Source organism: Telluria sp. ZB4P36 (assembly GCF_059685865.1).
Map to the genome: position 1 here is coordinate 230,585 of NZ_JCASIE010000001.1, position 16,026 is coordinate 246,610.

The 16,026-nt window shown below is 66.2% G+C and carries 14 protein-coding genes; 6 read left to right on the forward strand and 8 right to left on the reverse strand.

Features of this window, described 5'->3' with window-relative positions; translation table 11 throughout:
* Nucleotide 1 precedes the first annotated feature (1 nt).
* Nucleotides 2-2,083, reverse strand: coding sequence for a DNA repair helicase YoaA (gene yoaA, locus AC56LK_RS01110; RefSeq protein WP_497182723.1), 2,082 nt, complete (start codon nucleotides 2,081-2,083; stop codon nucleotides 2-4).
* 20 nt (nucleotides 2,084-2,103) lie between these two features.
* Nucleotides 2,104-2,304: a YdcH family protein gene (locus AC56LK_RS01115; RefSeq protein ID WP_027867157.1), complete on the reverse strand. Its 201-nt coding sequence runs from the start codon at nucleotides 2,302-2,304 to the stop codon at nucleotides 2,104-2,106.
* A gap of 185 nt (nucleotides 2,305-2,489) precedes the next feature.
* On the opposite strand from AC56LK_RS01115, the gene AC56LK_RS01120 reads away from it, so the two are divergent.
* On the forward strand, nucleotides 2,490-3,296 hold the full coding sequence (locus AC56LK_RS01120) for a PP2C family protein-serine/threonine phosphatase (protein ID WP_497182724.1): 807 nt from the start codon (nucleotides 2,490-2,492) through the stop codon (nucleotides 3,294-3,296).
* A gap of 28 nt (nucleotides 3,297-3,324) precedes the next feature.
* Here the strand turns inward: AC56LK_RS01120 and AC56LK_RS01125 are convergent, their stop codons facing one another.
* The 6 genes from AC56LK_RS01125 to AC56LK_RS01150 all read right to left on the reverse strand — a co-directional run bounded on the left by AC56LK_RS01125 (nucleotide 3,325) and on the right by AC56LK_RS01150 (nucleotide 11,282).
* Nucleotides 3,325-4,008 (reverse strand): hypothetical protein, encoded by a 684-nt coding sequence (locus AC56LK_RS01125; protein ID WP_497182725.1) that lies wholly within the window; start codon nucleotides 4,006-4,008, stop codon nucleotides 3,325-3,327.
* A gap of 13 nt (nucleotides 4,009-4,021) precedes the next feature.
* Nucleotides 4,022-5,119 carry a cell division protein ZapE gene (zapE, locus tag AC56LK_RS01130; protein WP_497182726.1) on the reverse strand — a complete coding sequence of 366 codons (1,098 nt, stop codon included), beginning with the start codon at nucleotides 5,117-5,119 and terminating at the stop codon, nucleotides 4,022-4,024.
* Nucleotides 5,120-5,193: 74 nt separating this feature from the next.
* On the reverse strand, nucleotides 5,194-6,627 hold the full coding sequence (gene lpdA, locus AC56LK_RS01135; protein WP_497182727.1) for a dihydrolipoyl dehydrogenase: 1,434 nt from the start codon (nucleotides 6,625-6,627) through the stop codon (nucleotides 5,194-5,196).
* 15 nt (nucleotides 6,628-6,642) lie between these two features.
* Nucleotides 6,643-7,008: a PspC domain-containing protein gene (locus AC56LK_RS01140; protein WP_497182728.1), complete on the reverse strand. Its 366-nt coding sequence runs from the start codon at nucleotides 7,006-7,008 to the stop codon at nucleotides 6,643-6,645.
* A gap of 97 nt (nucleotides 7,009-7,105) precedes the next feature.
* The gene (gene odhB / locus AC56LK_RS01145; RefSeq protein ID WP_497182729.1) at nucleotides 7,106-8,356 is read right to left on the reverse strand and encodes a 2-oxoglutarate dehydrogenase complex dihydrolipoyllysine-residue succinyltransferase; all 1,251 of its coding nucleotides are present in this window, start codon (nucleotides 8,354-8,356) and stop codon (nucleotides 7,106-7,108) included.
* Nucleotides 8,357-8,426: 70 nt separating this feature from the next.
* Nucleotides 8,427-11,282: a 2-oxoglutarate dehydrogenase E1 component gene (locus AC56LK_RS01150; RefSeq protein ID WP_497182730.1), complete on the reverse strand. Its 2,856-nt coding sequence runs from the start codon at nucleotides 11,280-11,282 to the stop codon at nucleotides 8,427-8,429.
* Nucleotides 11,283-11,582: 300 nt separating this feature from the next.
* Here AC56LK_RS01150 and AC56LK_RS01155 point away from each other — a divergent pair, with 300 nt between their 5' ends.
* The 5 genes from AC56LK_RS01155 to AC56LK_RS01175 are packed head-to-tail and all read left to right on the forward strand — an operon-like array spanning nucleotide 11,583 to nucleotide 15,986.
* A complete protein-coding gene (locus AC56LK_RS01155) occupies nucleotides 11,583-12,257 on the forward strand; it encodes a PepSY-associated TM helix domain-containing protein (RefSeq protein ID WP_497182731.1) in 675 nt (224 codons plus the stop codon).
* Nucleotides 12,258-12,304: 47 nt separating this feature from the next.
* Nucleotides 12,305-12,808 carry a DUF2271 domain-containing protein gene (locus AC56LK_RS01160; protein ID WP_497182732.1) on the forward strand — a complete coding sequence of 168 codons (504 nt, stop codon included), beginning with the start codon at nucleotides 12,305-12,307 and terminating at the stop codon, nucleotides 12,806-12,808.
* Between the two features lie 17 nt (nucleotides 12,809-12,825).
* Nucleotides 12,826-13,641, forward strand: coding sequence for a DUF4198 domain-containing protein (locus AC56LK_RS01165; RefSeq protein ID WP_497182733.1), 816 nt, complete (start codon nucleotides 12,826-12,828; stop codon nucleotides 13,639-13,641).
* A gap of 3 nt (nucleotides 13,642-13,644) precedes the next feature.
* On the forward strand, nucleotides 13,645-14,649 hold the full coding sequence (locus AC56LK_RS01170) for an FAD:protein FMN transferase (protein WP_497182734.1): 1,005 nt from the start codon (nucleotides 13,645-13,647) through the stop codon (nucleotides 14,647-14,649).
* Nucleotides 14,646-15,986: a sulfite reductase subunit alpha gene (locus AC56LK_RS01175; protein ID WP_497182735.1), complete on the forward strand. Its 1,341-nt coding sequence runs from the start codon at nucleotides 14,646-14,648 to the stop codon at nucleotides 15,984-15,986. The genes AC56LK_RS01170 and AC56LK_RS01175 overlap by 4 nt, the downstream gene beginning before the upstream one ends.
* Nucleotides 15,987-16,026 lie beyond the last annotated feature (40 nt).

Sequence of the window (16,026 nt, forward strand, 5' to 3'; positions counted from 1 at the left end):
GTCAGGCGTTCAGATCCGCCGCATCCGCCATCGTCCCCGGCTTGAAGAACTCGATCACCTCGGTCTGCACCCGGGTGCGCTTGAACGGCGGCAGGCTTTGCCAGATGCGCCGTCCATACGGCTTGGTGATGATGCGCGGATCGCAGATCATCAGCACGCCGCGGTCGTCCACGTCGCGGATCAGGCGCCCTGCGCCCTGCTTCAGCGTGATGATCGCTTCCGGCAGCTGGTGGTGCATGAAGCCGTTCAGGCCCTGCTTTTCCATCACCTCGATGCGCGCGGCCAGCACCGGATCGTCCGGCGGGGCGAAGGGCAGCTTGTCGATGATGACCAGCGAGAGCGCGTCCCCGCGCACGTCCACGCCTTCCCAGAAGCTCTGGCTGCCCACCAGCACGGCGTTGCCGGCGTTGCGGAAGGAGTCGAGCAGTTCGGTGCGTCCGCGCTCCCCCTGCACCAACAGCGGGAAATCCAGCCCGTGCTCGGCGAACTCGGCGCGCAGGCGCTCGGCCACCTTGTTGACCGCGCGGATCGTCGTGCACAGGAAGAAGGTGCGTCCGCCGGCCGCTTCGATCACCGGCAGCGCGGTGTCGACGCACGCGTCGGTGAAGTGCATCGAGTTCGGTTCCGGCAGCCCGGTCGGCACGTACAGGATGCCCTGCTCGCCGTAGTTGAAGGGGCTGGGCCAGGTCATGGCCGGCTCGCCGGTGAGGCCCATCTGGTCGGAGAAGTGCTTGAAGTCGTTCTTCACCGCCAGCGTCGCCGAGGTGAAGATCCAGCTGCGCGGCGTGCCTTCGCGCTGGCCCGAGAAGATCGGGGCGATCGACAGCGGCGTCTTGTGCAGCTGCAGCGAGGAATTGAAGGCCTCGACCCACAGCACGGCGGCGTCGTCGCCCTCCACGAGCTTGCCCTTTTTGTTATCCGGCTTCCAGGCGTCGAAGGAGGCGCTGAGCTCGTGCGCGCGGACACGGCAGGCCTCGATCGTCTCGGCACGCGCGGAGTGTTCTTCCAGCACCGTGATCATGCCGGACAGCTCTTCCTTCAACTTCTCGAGCGCCGGGAAGAAAGCCGAGGTCGGCAAGATCTGCGGCAGCGACAGGCGGGTGCCGCCTTCCGGGAAGGTCAGGCGCAGGTCGCGCGCGGCCTTTTCGACCACGGTGACGACCTTGGCCCAGTCCGGGCCGCGCGCATGCGCCAGGCCTTCGGCCAGCACGTCGCGGCATAGTTCCAGCACCTGCGAGGTCGAGACCGACTGGCCGAAGAACAGGGTGGCCGTGTCCGGCAGCTGGTGCGCCTCGTCGAAGATGATGGTGTTGGCCGAGGGCAGCAGTTCGGCGACGCCGGTATCCTTCAGGGCCACGTCGGCGAAGAACAGGTGGTGGTTGACCACCACCACGTCGGCTTGTTGCGCTTCGCGGCGCGCCTTCATGACGAAGCAGTCCTGGTAGTACTGGCACTCGGCGCCCATGCAGCTGTCGCGGGTGGAGGTCACCAGATTCCAGACCGTGGCGGTTTCCGGCACCTTGGCCAGCTCGGCCTTGTCGCCCGAGTTGGTCATCTTGATGAAGCGCGAGATCTCGCGCAGGTGGCCAACGTCGTCGCGCGAGGTCAGGCGCCCGTTGTTCAGGGTGCGTTCCAGGTGGAAGTGGCAGACGTAGTTCGAGCGCCCCTTGAGCAAGGCCACCGACACCGGCGCGCGCAGCGCGGCGCGGATGGTCGGGATGTCGCGCAGGAACAGCTGGTCCTGCAGGTTCTTGGTCCCGGTCGAGATGATGGTCTTGCCGCCCCACAGCAGCGCGGGAACGAGGTAGGCGAAGGTCTTGCCGGTGCCGGTGCCGGCCTCGGCCATCAGTACCTTCTGGTCGGCGATCGCCGCGGCGATGGCCTTGGCCATCTCGGTCTGGGACTGGCGCGGCTTGTAGGTGCCGACATTGGGCGCGAGCGGGCCTCCGGCCCCGAACAGGCGGTCGAGTTCTTCGTCGTATTTGCCCGGCGGACGGGTGCTGGCCGGGAGGACGTCACCCTGCGGTGACGCGCCCGCCGGCTCGGCGGCGTTAACACCGGGAACAGGGAGATAATCGGTCAAAGTACTTGTTTCTAAAAAGCTTACGCCGGAATATCGGGCACCAGTTGCATCTTCAGCAGCGTAATATGATCCTTGAGCTGCAGCTTACGCTTTTTCAAACGGCGCAGCTGGAGCTGGTCGGCATGGCCGTCCGCGGCCAGCATCGAAATGACGGCATCGAGGTCGCGATGCTCCACGTCGAGTTCAATGATGCGGCGCTGGATGTCCTGGACGTCGGTCATGGTTGCTGTTCCAAACAGTTCTGTAGAAAGCGTTTGCGGGGCATGGTGCTGAAGACGGCGGCGGGCGCCTGATGGCGGCCGCTTGTGTTCGGCTTGCAACACCACGGCATCTCGGTGCATAGTTTAATCTACGCTGAGGTTGCCGCCAACAAAGATTGGCACAGGCGCTACGGAAATAAAGGTTTATGACAACATACAAGATCGAAGCCGGGACCGCCCAGCACATCGGGAACCGTCCCATGCAGAACGACCGCGTCGCTCTCTTGAGCGGCGCCCGCGCGCCCGGCTACGTGCTGGCGCTGCTGTCGGACGGCATCGCCGGGCCAGGTGGTGCGGACCAGGTGCTGCATACGGCGCGCCAGGTCTTCGACGAATTCAAACCGGGCGACCACCCCAGCCCGGAGCGGCTCGGCCAGCTGTTGCGCGACATCGTCACCGAAACCCACCTGGTCATCAAGATGAACGCCATGATGGGTGGGGCCAGCGAGCAGGCGGAGGCGCATGCAAGCTTCGTCGGGCTGGTCCTCAGTCCGCATGGCGAGGCCGTGTGGGGCCATGTGGGCGACTCCCGGCTCTACCACTTCAAGGACGGCAAGTGCCTGGCGCGCAGCAATGATGCGGCCTATGTGCAGCACCTCGTGTCCAGCGACCGCCTGCCCGAGGAAGCGGCGAAGAACCACCGCAAGTCGAAACTGCTGCTGAATGTGATGGGGAACAGCCGCAAGGAGCCCTTCGTGACCATCGGCAGCCATACCGGGCTGGCGCCGGGAGAGGTGTTCCTGCTGGCCTCGGATGGCTTGTGGCACTTCTTCACCGACGCCGAACTGGCGGCGGCGACCGCCAGGGCCACGCCGCGCCAGGCTTCGGAAATGCTGATCAACAAGGCCGGGGAACGGTCGCAGGGCAAGGGCGGCAACTGCTCGATGGCGATCGTGAAGCTGGTGAAGCCGGCGCAGGACGGCCTGGCGGGAAAACTGGGGCGGACCGTCTGAACGCACCCAAGGCTGCGTGAGCGCAGCCTTACCTGGTCGCCGCCGGCGCCGCCGCCTTCGCCTTCTCTTCCTCCGCCTTGCGCGCGGCCGCCTTCGCCTCGCGCTCCGCGACGCGCCGGGCGACCTCTTTCTGCTTCTGCTCCGACCTGCGCTTGCGCGCTTCGAACGCGCGCGCGTTCGCGGCCGCCTTCGCCGCCTCTTCCGGTGCGCGGGCGGCTTCTTCGGCGGCCTTGGCATTGCGGCGCGCCATGCGCGAGGCGGCCGGGGACGGTTTCGGCGGCGGCAGGGCCGTGGTGTCGCGCGGGGCCGGCGGCGGTTCGGCCGCCAGGCGGGCTTCCTCGGCCTTGTACTCGGCTTCCGCAGCGGCGATCTCGCGGTCGCGCTCCTCGACCTTCACGCGGCGCTTGAAGCGCTCGGCTTCGATTTCGATGTTGCGCTGGGCGTTCAGGGCCACGCGGCGGCGTTCCTTGGCGTCGTCCAGGCAGTGATTCACGAAGAACTTGTCGTAGCACACCGCTTCGCGCTCCGCATACCGCGCCTCGATGGCGGCGCGCTCGGCGGCGACCGCCGCCAGCCGGACATCGGCCTGCGCCACCGAGGTGGTCGGGTCGACCGTCGCCACCGCGGGACCCGGCTCGACGCTGGCGCAGGCCGACAAGGCGGCCGCAAGCACGGCCGCCGCAAAGATGCGCACTACTGGATGACTCGTCATGATGTCCTTTCGATCAGGCGATGGCGTCCGCCGCGCCGCGGCGCTCGGCGAGCATGTACTCGCGCGACTGCATTTCAATGATACGCGAGACGGTCCGGTGGAATTCGTTCGCCAGCATACCCTGGGTGTACAGCTCCTCAGGCTCGACCGCGGCCGACATGATCAGCTTGACCTTGTGGTCGTAGAACACGTCCACCAGCCAGGTGAAGCGGCGCGCTTCCGAGGACTGGCCGGCCGACATGGCGGGTATGCCCGACAAGATCACGGTGTGGAAGCGCGAGGCCAGCTCCAGGTAGTCGTTCTGCGAACGCGGCCCGCCGCACAGGGTGGCGAAGTCGAACCAGATCACGCCGCCGGCATGGCGCAGGGCGCGGATCTCGCGGTTTTCGATGTGGACGATCGGGCTCTCGTCGGCGGTGTCGGCCACCTTCGCGTAGGCCTCGCGCAGGGCGTGGTCGGACTTGGCGTCGAGCGGGGTGTAATAGGCCTCGACCTGCTCGAGCGCGCGCTTGCGGTAGTCGTTGCCGGCGTCGACGTTGAGGACATCCAATTTCTCCTGCAATAGTGCGATGGTCGGCAGCATGCGGTCGCGGTGCAGGCCGTCCGGGTACAAGGTGGACGGCTCGTAGTTCGAGGTCATCACGAAGCTCACGCCGTTGTCGAACAGGGCCTTGAGCAGGTTATACAGGATCATCGCGTCGGCGATGTCCGAGACGTGGAATTCGTCGAAGCAGATCAGGCGATACTTCCTGGCGATGCGCTTGGCGACTTCGTCGAGCGGATCCGCGACGCCTTTCAATTCATCCAGTTGGCCGTGCACGGCGCGCATGAATTCGTGGAAGTGCAGGCGCGTCTTGCGCACCACCGGCACCACCGAATAGAAGGAGTCCATCAGGAAGGACTTGCCGCGTCCCACCCCGCCCCACATGTAGACGCCCTTCGGCACATCCGGGCGGTTGATGAGGCGCTTGAAAGCGGACGACCGCTGGGCCTTGTACTGGACCCAGTCGTCGTACGCCTGCTGCAGGCGGTCGACCGCGGCCTGCTGGGCCGGATCGGACTTGAAGCCGCGCTCGGTCAGCGCGTGCTGGTAGTACTCTTGAACGTTCATGATGCGATGGGGGGGTTAACGTAGAGTGGGCGGCAGAGCCGCCCACTCTACAAAGGCGTGAAACGCCTAGGTACTTAGAAGTTCAGCGAACGCTTGTCCACCGCCAGCGCCGCTTCCTTCACGGCTTCCGACAGCGACGGGTGCGCGTGGCAGATGCGGGCGATGTCTTCCGACGAGGCCTTGAACTCCATCGCCACGACGGCTTCCGAGATCAGCTCCGAAGCGACCGGGCCGACGATGTGCACGCCCAGGATTTCGTCGGTGACTGCATCGGCCAGGAACTTGACCATGCCCGAGGTATCGCCCAGCGCGCGCGCACGGCCGTTGGCCATGAACGGGAAGGTGCCGGCCTTGTAGGACACGCCTTCGGCCTTGAGCTGCTGCTCGGTCTTGCCGACCCAGGCGATTTCCGGCGAGGTGTAGATGACCCAGGGGATGGTGTTGAAGTTGACGTGGCCGTGCTGGCCGGCGATGCGCTCGGCAACCGCGACGCCCTCTTCTTCCGCCTTGTGCGCCAGCATCGGGCCGCGCACCACGTCGCCCACCGCCCACACGCCCGGCAGGCTGGTGCGGCACTCGTCGTCCACGACCACGAAGCCGCGCTCGTCGAGCTGCAGGCCCACGGTTTCGATGCCGAGGCCGTTGGTGTTCGGCACCCGGCCGATCGAGATGATCAGGCGATCAAAAGTAGCGGCCTGCTCGGCGCCGGTCGAATCCGCGTATTCCACGGTGACGCTGTTGTCGCCCTTGGTGATCTTGCCGATCTTGCAGCCCAGGTTGATCTTCAGGCCCTGCTTGGTGAACAGCTTGTGCGCTTCCTTGGCGATCTGCTCGTCGACCGCGCCGAGGAAGGTCGGCAGACCTTCCAGCACGGTGACGTCGGCACCGACGCGGCGCCACACCGAACCCATTTCCAGGCCGATGACGCCGGCGCCGATGACGCCGAGCTTGCCAGGGACGGCGTCGATCGCCAGTGCACCGGCGTTCGACAGGATCAGCTTCTCGTCGAATTCCGCGCCCGGCAGCTGGCGTGCGTTCGAACCGGTCGCGACGACCACGTTCTTGGCGCTAATTGTGTCGGTGGTAGGACCGGTCACGTTGATGGTGTAGCCGCCTTCCGCCTTGCCGGCGAAGGCGCCGCGGCCATGGAAGAAAGTGACCTTGTTCTTCTTGAACAGGAACAGGATGCCGTCGTTGTTCTGCTTGACGATGGTGTCCTTGCGCTTGAGCATGGTCGGCAGGTCGAGCTCGAGGCCGCCGACCTTGATGCCGTGGTCGGCAAAGGCGTGGCCGGCGTGCTCGAAGTGTTCCGACGACTGCAGCAGGGCCTTCGACGGGATGCAGCCGACGTTGGTGCAGGTGCCGCCCGGGGCCGGCTTGCCGGCCGCGTTGCTCCACTCGTCGATGCAGGCGGTCTTGAAGCCCAGCTGCGCCGCACGGATGGCGGCGATGTAGCCGCCAGGACCGCCGCCGATCACGACGACGTCGAATTGTTTCTCGTTACTCATGAATAGCTTCCTTATTTATTCTTCTGGGACAAAGATCCACATCAGCAGATACACCACGGCGCCGAGGCCCGAGGTCACCACGGTCAGGAGCGCGAAGATCAGGCGCCAGACCCAGGCATCCATGCCGAAGGTGACGCCGAGGCCGGAACAGACGCCGGCCAGCCAGCGGTCGCCGCGCAAACGGCGCAGGCTGCGCAGTTTCGTCTCGAAGTCGCTGCCCTGCCGACCGAAGCCGCCGGCGCTGCCGGTGCCACCGCGGTCCTTCTCCAGGTTGACCCGCTCGCCCGCCAGGACCTTCGCCTTGGCCTGCTCGAACTCGGCATCGCTCAGCGCGCCGGCCTGGTGCAACTCGTGCAAACGTCGGATTTCATCGGAGATCATGGCAGTCCTCACTGGTTTTCGCGGGCATGCCCGCGCTGCTGTGTCAGCGGACATGCGCCCTGGGGCGGCATGTCCGCACTGCACTACGTGCTGCCGATTACAGGTCGAGCAGCAGGCGGGCCGGATCTTCCAGCGCGTCCTTCATGGCCACCAGGCCCAGCACGGCTTCGCGGCCGTCGATGATGCGGTGGTCGTAGGACATTGCCAGGTAATTCATCGGACGGATCACGATCTGGCCGTTTTCCACCACGGCGCGGTCCTTGGTCGCGTGCACGCCCAGGATTGCCGATTGCGGCGGGTTGATGATCGGGGTCGACAGCATCGAACCGAACACACCGCCGTTCGAGATCGAGAAGGTACCGCCCGACAGGTCTTCCAGTGTCAGCTTGCCGTCCTTGGCTTTCTGGCCGAATTCGCCGATCTTCTTCTCGATCTCGGCGATCGACATCTGGTCGGCGTTGCGCAGGATCGGCACCACCAGGCCGCGCGGCGAACCGACGGCGATACCGATGTCGAAGTAGCCGTGGTAGACGATGTCGTTACCGTCGACCGAGGCGTTCAGGATCGGGTATTTCTTCAGTGCGGCGACGGCGGCCTTGACGAAGAAGGACATGAAGCCCAGCTTGACGCCGTGCTCTTTCTCGAACTTGTCCTTGTACTTGTTGCGCAGTTCCATGACCGGCGCCATGTTCACCTCGTTGAAGGTGGTCAGGATGGCGTTGGTCTGCTGCGACTGCAGCAGGCGCTCGGCGATACGGGCGCGCAGGCGGCTCATCGGCACGCGCTCTTCCGGACGGTCGCCCAGGTTGGCGACCGGCGCGGCCACTTGCTGCAGGGCCGGCTTGGCGGCAGGAGCCGGTGCGGCTGCGGCGGCTGGCTTGTTGGCGACTGCGGCCAGGGCGTCGCCCTTGGTCACGCGGCCGTCGCGGCCGGTGCCGGTGGCATCCGCGGCGCTCATGTTGTTGTCAGCCAGGATCTTGGCGGCGGCCGGCATGGCGACGTCGCCCTTCGAGCCGGTGGTGGCTGCCGGCGGTGCGGCTTCGATCGGTGCGTTCGGGGCTGCCGACGGGACGGCCTTCACTGGGATCGGGCTGGTCTGTGCCGAGGCTTCGGTATCGATGATGGCGATGACTTCGCCGGCCACCACGGTCGCGCCGTCGGCCTTGAGCAGCTGGACGATCACGCCTTCGCTCGGGGCCGGCAGTTCCAGGACCACCTTGTCGGTCTCGATGTCGATCATGTTCTCGTCGCGCGAGACTTGCTCGCCGACTTTCTTGTGCCAGGACAGCAGGGTTGCTTCAGCGACCGATTCCGACAGGACGGGGACCTTGACTTCGATTTGTGCCATGTTGTTTGTAACTCCGTTTATGTATTCTGTGCAAAAACCCCGGACCGGAGTCCGGGGCAGTCTGTCCTGCTTACTTGGTCAGGATGAAACCCTTGAGTTTCGAGAACGCAGTTTCCAGCAATTCCTTCTGCTGCGCCACATGCTTGTCGGCGTAGCCGACAGCCGGGGACGCAGACGCCGCGCGGCCGGCATACGCCAGGCGCTGGCCATCTTCCATGCTTTCGAAGATGTTGTGCTGGATCTGGAACCACGGACCCTGGTTCTGCGGCTCGTCCTGCACCCACACCACTTCGGTCGCGTTCGGGAACTTCTTCAGTTCGGCCACGAACGACTTGTGCGGGAACGGATACATCTGTTCGATACGGATGATGGCGACGTCGTTGGCGCCACGGGTCTTGCGGGCGCTGGCCAGGTCGTAGTAGACCTTGCCCGAGCAGACCTGGACGCGCTTGACCTTGGCTGCGTCGATCTTCTCGTCCACTTCACCGATGACGGTCTGGAAACCGCCCTTGGCCAGGTCGGTCAGCGGCGAGCCGGCGTCCTTGTTACGCAGCAGCGACTTCGGCGTGAAGATCACCAGCGGCTTGCGGAACTGGCGCACCATCTGGCGGCGCAGCAGGTGGAAGATCTGGGCGGCCGTGGTCGGCTGCACCACTTGCATGTTGTTGTCGGCGCACAGCTGCAGGAAGCGCTCGATACGTGCCGACGAGTGCTCCGGACCCTGGCCTTCATAGCCATGCGGCAGCATCATGACCAGGCCCGATGCGCGGCCCCACTTCACTTCGCCCGAGGCGATGAACTGGTCGATGACGACCTGGGCGCCGTTGACGAAGTCGCCGAACTGGGCTTCCCAGATGGTCAGGGTGTTCGGTTCGGCGGTCGAGTAGCCGTACTCGAAGCCGAGCACCGCTTCTTCCGACAGCACCGAGTCGATCACGGTGAAATTGGCCTGGTTGTCCGAGACGTTGGCCAGCGGCAGGTAGATGCCCTGGTCCCAGCGCTCGCGGTTCTGGTCGTGCAGCACGGCGTGGCGGTGCACGAAGGTGCCGCGGCCGGCGTCCTGGCCCGACAGGCGGATCGCGTAGCCCGAGGCCAGCAGCGAGGCGAAGGCCAGGTGCTCGCCCATGCCCCAGTCGAGGTTCATCTCGCCGCGGCCCATGGTGGCGCGGTCGTTCAGGACTTTCTCGACCAGCGAGTGCGGCTTGAAGTTCTCCGGCACCTTGGTGATGCGTTCGGCCAGGCGCTTCAGCTCGGTCATCGGCACCGAGGTGTCACAGGCGTCGGTCCACTTCTTGTTCAGGAACGGCGCCCAGTCGACGGCGTACTTGTTCTTGAAGTTGGTCAGCACCGGGTCGACCGTGTGCTTGCCGGCGTCCATCGCGTTGCGGTACTCGGCAACCAGGGTGTCGCCGCCGTCCGCCGCGATCGTGCCCTGGGCAGCCAGCTTCTCCGCGTACAGCTTGCGGGTGCCCGGGTGCTTGGCGATCTTCTTGTACATCAGCGGCTGGGTCAGGGCCGGGGTGTCCTGCTCGTTGTGGCCCAGCTTGCGGTAGCAGACGATGTCCACGACCACGTCCTTGCCGAACTCGGTGCGGTAGTCCATCGCGATCTGCGAGGCCATCACGACCGCTTCCGGATCGTCGGCGTTCACGTGCAGCACCGGTGCTTCGATCATCTTGACGACGTCCGAGCAGTAGATGGTCGAACGGGCGTCGCGCGGGTCCGAGGTGGTGAAGCCGATCTGGTTGTTGATGACGATGTGGACGGTACCGCCGGTGCCGTAGCCGCGGGTCTGGGCCAGGTTCAGGGTTTCCATGACCACGCCCTGGCCGGCGAATGCGGCGTCGCCGTGCACCAGGATCGGCAGCACTTCCTTGCCCTTGCGGTCGCCGCGGCGTTCCATGCGCGCCTTGACCGAGCCTTCGACGACCGGATTCACGATTTCCAGGTGCGACGGGTTGAAGGCCAGCGACAGGTGGACCGGGCCGCCCGGGGTCGAGATATCGCTCGAGAAGCCCTGGTGGTATTTGACGTCGCCCGCAGGCAGGTCGTCGGCGTGCTTGCCCTCGAATTCTTCGAACAGGTCGGCCGGGCTCTTGCCCAGGGTGTTGACCAGCACGTTCAGGCGGCCGCGGTGGGCCATGCCGATGACGATTTCCTGCACGCCTTTTTCACCGGCGCGCTGGATGACTTCGTCGATCGAGGCGATGAAGGATTCGCCGCCTTCCAGCGAGAAGCGCTTGGCGCCGACGTACTTGGTGTGGAGGTAGCGTTCCAGGCCTTCGGCCGCGGTCAGGCGCTCGAGGATGTGCTTTTTCTTTTCGGCATTGAAGACCGGGGTCGAGCGGATCGACTCCAGGCGTTCCTGCAGCCAGCGCTTTTCGGTCGGATCGCTGATGTACATGAACTCGGCGCCGATCGAACGGCAGTAGGTGTCGCGCAGCCAGTTCAGGATGTCGCGCAGGGGCGCGGTTTCCTTGCCGAAGTAGGTATTGCTGATGTTGAAGACGGTGTCGAGGTCCGCTTCGGTGAAGCCGTAGAAGGCCGGGTCGAGTTCCGGCAGCGGCGGACGTTCCTGGCGCTGCAGCGGGTCGAGGTTGGCCCAGCGCGAACCGAGGTAGCGGTAGGCGGCGATCAGCTGGGTGACGGCGACGCGCTTGCGGCCCATTTCCGGGTCGGTGCTGGCGCTGACGGTGCGGATCGGGCCCTGCTTCGCGCGTTCGGCGAACGAGGCGATGACCGACGAGTGCACCACGTCGGAGCGGTTGGAACCGTCCACGGCTGGCACGTGCTGCATCTGGTCGAAATAGGCGCGCCAGTTTTCCGGGACCGATCCCGGGTTGTTCAGGTACGCTTCGTATAACTCTTCCACGTAGGGCGCATTACCGCCGAACAGGTACGAGTTCGCATTCTGTTGCTGCATCATTCTTGCTCACCTTTCTTCGCGCTTCGCGAGTATGGGGCGGGTTAGTCTAACCTTCCGCGACACGGCCTGACCGGTTAGCGGATCGCACTTACTTCTCAAGTTGTGGGGGAAGGACGAAAATCTGGAACATCCGCATCAAATGCGATACATGCCTCAAAGCAAGTATTCTGCCTTTTAACGCACGATATTGTAACGCATGCGCTAGCGCAAAGCGGCCCCTGCGGCCAACAATTATTTATTTCTATTTGTAAAGGTGCATCAGGCGTTGACCACGTAAATGATAATCGTTATCATTTAAGGATGAGCTCAACTGGACCGACCACTTCCGCACCCTCCGTCACGGCATCCACCGCCCTGCCGGGTGCGCGCCGCGCCGTGTATTTGAAACAGCTGCACCAGTGGCACTGGATCAGTTCAGCGATCTGCCTGATGGCGATGTTGCTGTTCAGCTTTACCGGTTTTACCCTGAACCATGCGGCCCAGATCGAGGCCAAGCCGGAAGTGACGCGCCTGAAGGCGACGTTGCCGGAGCCGCTGCGCGCCCAGCTCGAACGATACGCCGCCAGTCACGCCGACGCCGAAGTGCCGCTGCCGAGCGAGATCGCGGACTGGGCCAACGCCTCCTTCCCGGTCGACGTGCGCGGCAAGCGCGCCGAGTGGAGCGAGGAAGACGCCTACATCGCCCTGCCCCGCCCCGGCGGCGACGCCTGGCTGCGCATCGCGGCGGATGGCGCGGCCGAATACGAGTCGACCTCGCGCGGCTGGATCTCCTGGCTGAACGACATGCACAAGGGCCGCAACACCGGCACTGTGTGGAGCTGGTTCATCGACATCTTCGCGATCGCCTGCGTGATTTTTTGCCTCACCGGCTTCCTGATCCTGAAATACCACGCGGCCAACCGGCCCTCGACCTGGCCGGTGATCGGCTTCGGCATCGTGCTGCCGGCCGTGCTCGCACTCCTGTTCGTGCATTGATTCATAAGCTTCTCTTCTAATCACTAGTCTATATATAAGGCGATCTAATGAAACTGTCCCACTCGCTCGCTCTGACCCTGCCGCTGGCCTCCGGCTGGGCCGTGGCCGCCGACCTGTCCGTGAAGTTCGAACTGCCGCAGCTGCAGGTCGCCGAATACCACAAGCCCTACGTCGCGATCTGGATCGAAAAGGGCGACGGGGCGGTCGCGTCCAACCTGGCCCTGCTGTACGACGTCAAGAAGAAGGACAAGGCCGGCGAGAAGTGGATCAAGGACCTGCGCACCTGGTGGCGCAAGGGCGGCAAGGACATCGCGCTGCCGGTGGACGGCCTGAGCGGCGCCACCAAGGCGGCCGGCAGCCACACCATGGACTTCAAGGGCGCGCTTGATAAGCTGCCGGCCGGCGAGTACAAGCTGGTGGTGGAAGCCGCGCGCGAAGCGGGCGGCCGCGAACTGGTGCGCGTGCCCTTCACGCTCCCCGCCAAGGGCAAGCTGGCGGCGAATGCCACCGGCAAGGAAGAACTCGGCGCCGTATCGATCGCAGTCAAATAAGACACCCGGAGACCACGATGAACCACCTCGTCAAGAAAGCCGTCCTGACCCTGGCCCTGGCCGGCGTTTCCTTCGCCGCCAGCGCCCACCGCGGCTGGATGCTGCCCAGCACCACCTTCGTCGAGAAGGAAGAAGCCTGGGTCACCATCGACGGCGCCATCTCGGAAGGCCTGTTCGAGTTCGACCATGTGCCCCTGCGCATGGAGCACGTCAGCGTGACCGATCCGGACGGCGCCACCCAGGCCGCCGCCGGCGCCGTGCTGGGCAAGCTGCGCAGCACGCTCGACCTGCGCCTGCCGAAGGACGGCACCTACCGCATCGCCATGGTCAGCAACAACGTCATGGGCAGCTACAAGCTGAACGGCGAAGTGAAACGCTTCCGCGGCACCGAACAGAGCGTGGCGAAAGAGATCCCGGCCGGCGCCCTTGACGTGCAGAAGTCGACCACCCACACCCGCATGGAAACCTTCGTCACGGCCAACAAGCTGTCCACCGGCGCCCTGAAGCCGGGCGGCGAAGGCCTGGAGCTGGTGCCGGTCACCCACCCGAACGACCTGCGTGCCGGCGAGACCGCGAAGTTCCGCTTCCAGCTCGACGGCAAGCCGCTCGCCAACTTCCCGTTCAGCCTGGTACCGGCCGGCGTCAAGTTCCGCGGCACCATCAACGAGATTCGCCTGAACACCGATGCCAAGGGCGAAGCCAGCTTCACCCTGCCGGCGCCGAACCGCTACTGGCTGAGCGCCAAGTACCCGGTCGAGCAGCCGAAGGGCCCGGGCGAGCCGGGTTCGCGCCGCTACGCCTACTCGGCCACCTTCGAGATCCTGCCGGAGTAAGCGGTGCGCGCCGTCCTGGTCCCGCTCGACATCGACCTGGCCCTGCCCCCTGGCGGCAGCGTGCTGCGCAAGGCCGCGGGCCGCTCGATGGGCACGACCTGGTCGGCGCAGATGCTGGTGCCGCCCGGGCTCGACGCCGACCTCGGGATGGTGCTGCAGCGCGAACTGAACGAGATCGTCGCGCAGATGAGCCACTGGGAAGAAGGCTCGCTGCTGACACGCTACAACCGCGCGCCGGGCGGCAGCTGGCATGCGCTGCCGCCGCAGTTCTTCGACGTGGCGGAGTTCGCGCTGCAGGTGCATGAAGACACGGCCGGCGCCTATGACGCGGCCGCCGGCGCCCTGGTCAAGCTGTGGGGCTTCGGATCGGATGGCCGTCACGACGGGGCCGGCTTCCGTGCGCCATCCGCCGCGGACGTGGCCGGCGTACTGGCGCGCCGCGCCGGCGCCACGCCGCAGCTCGACCGCGGCGGCCGGCGCCTGCTGCAGCCGGGCGGCGCCATCCTCGATTTTTCCTCGATCGCCAAGGGCTATGGCGTCGACCGCCTCGGCCTCTGCCTGGAGCGCCTCGGGGTGCGCCACTACCTGGTCGAAGTCGGCGGCGAACTGCGCGGCGCCGGCATGAAGCCGGACGGCGAGCCCTGGTGGGTCGAGATCGAAGGGGTGCCGGATGCGGTTTCCAGCGCGCAGACCGTGGTCGCCCTGCACGGCCTGGCGATCGCCACCTCGGGCGACTACCGCAGTTATTTCACGCACGGCCAGCGGCGCGCCTCGCACACGCTCGATCCGCGCAGCGGCCACCCGGTCGCCAATGGCGTCGCCTCGTGCACGGTGGTGGCGACCACCTGCATGGCCGCCGACGCGCTGTCCACCGCCTTGACCGTGATGGGCCTCGACGCCGGGCTCGCGTTCGCCGACGCGCGCGGCATCGCGGCGCGCTACCTGGTGCGGCGCGAGGGCGCGCTGGCCGAATATGCTTCCGCCGCCTGGCGCGAGCTGCTGCAATGATCACCATCGACCCGATGCGCCTGGGCGGCGCGCTCGCCCTCTCCAGCGGCTACCTCGCGATGTGCTTCGCGATCTGGCGCGCCCGCGCCGCGCGCAAGACGCCGCAGACGACGCATGCCGACTGGCTGGTGGTGTACGCCAGCCAGACCGGCAGCGCGGAATACCTGGCCGGCCGGACCGCCGCCACCCTGAGCACCGGCGGCCTGTCCGCGCGCGCCGTTTGCATGTCCGACCTGCCTCCGGGCGCACTGGCGCAGGCCGGCCGCATCCTGTTCATCGCCAGCACCTATGGCGAAGGCGACGCGCCCGATACCGCCGCCCGTTATGCGGGCGAGACCATGGACAGTGCGCCGGACCTGTCGCACCTGCATTACGCTGTGCTGGCGCTGGGCGACAGCAGCTACACGAATTACTGTGGCTTCGGCCGCGCGCTGGACGGCTGGCTCGCGGCGCACGGCGCCACCCCGCTGTTCGAACGCATCGACGTCGACCGCGGCCAGGCCTCCGCGCTGGCCGAATGGCAGCAGCACATCGGCCGCCTGGCCGGCACCGCCGACGCGCCCGACTGGGAAGCGCCAGGCTACGGCGACTGGCGCATCGCCAGCCGCGTGCTGGCGAATCCGGGCAGCGCCGGCGCCCCGCTCTACCGCATCGCACTGCTACCGCTCGAGGGCGCGCTGCCGGCCTGGGAGGCGGGCGACCTGGCGCAGCTCAGCGCGCCCGCCGATCCGGAGCATCCGCGCGAATACTCGATCGCCTCCCTGCCTGCCGAGGGCCGGCTGGAATTGATGGTGCGCCTGCAGCGGCGCCAGGACGGCAGCCTGGGGGCGGCCTCGGGCTGGCTGTGCGCAACGGCCCTTGATACCGACGTGATCAGGCTGCGCCTGCGCGCGCACCAGCGCTTCCGCCTGAACGGCAATGCCGCGCGTCCGCTCATCGCGATCGGCAACGGCAGCGGGCTGGCGGGCCTGCGGGCGCTGCTCAAGTCGCGCATCGACGCCGGCCATGGCGACAACTGGCTGCTGTTCGGCGAACGCAATGCGGCGCACGACTACCTGTGCCGCGAAGAGCTGCAGGGATGGCTGGCCGCGGGCAGCCTGGCCAGGCTCGATCTCGCCTTCTCGCGTGACCAGTCGACGCCGCGCTATGTGCAGCACCTGGTGCGCGAACACGCGCAGACGCTGCGCAGCTGGGTCGACAAGGGCGCGTCCATCTATGTGTGCGGCAGCCTGCAGGGCATGGCCGGCGGCGTGCACGAGGCCTTGCTGGAAGTGCTGGGTGCGGAGACGCTCGACGCGCTCACGGCCGCGGGGCGCTACCGCCGCGACGTCTATTAAGCAGAGTGGCCGGCGAGCCGGCCACCCTGTGGAGAACGAA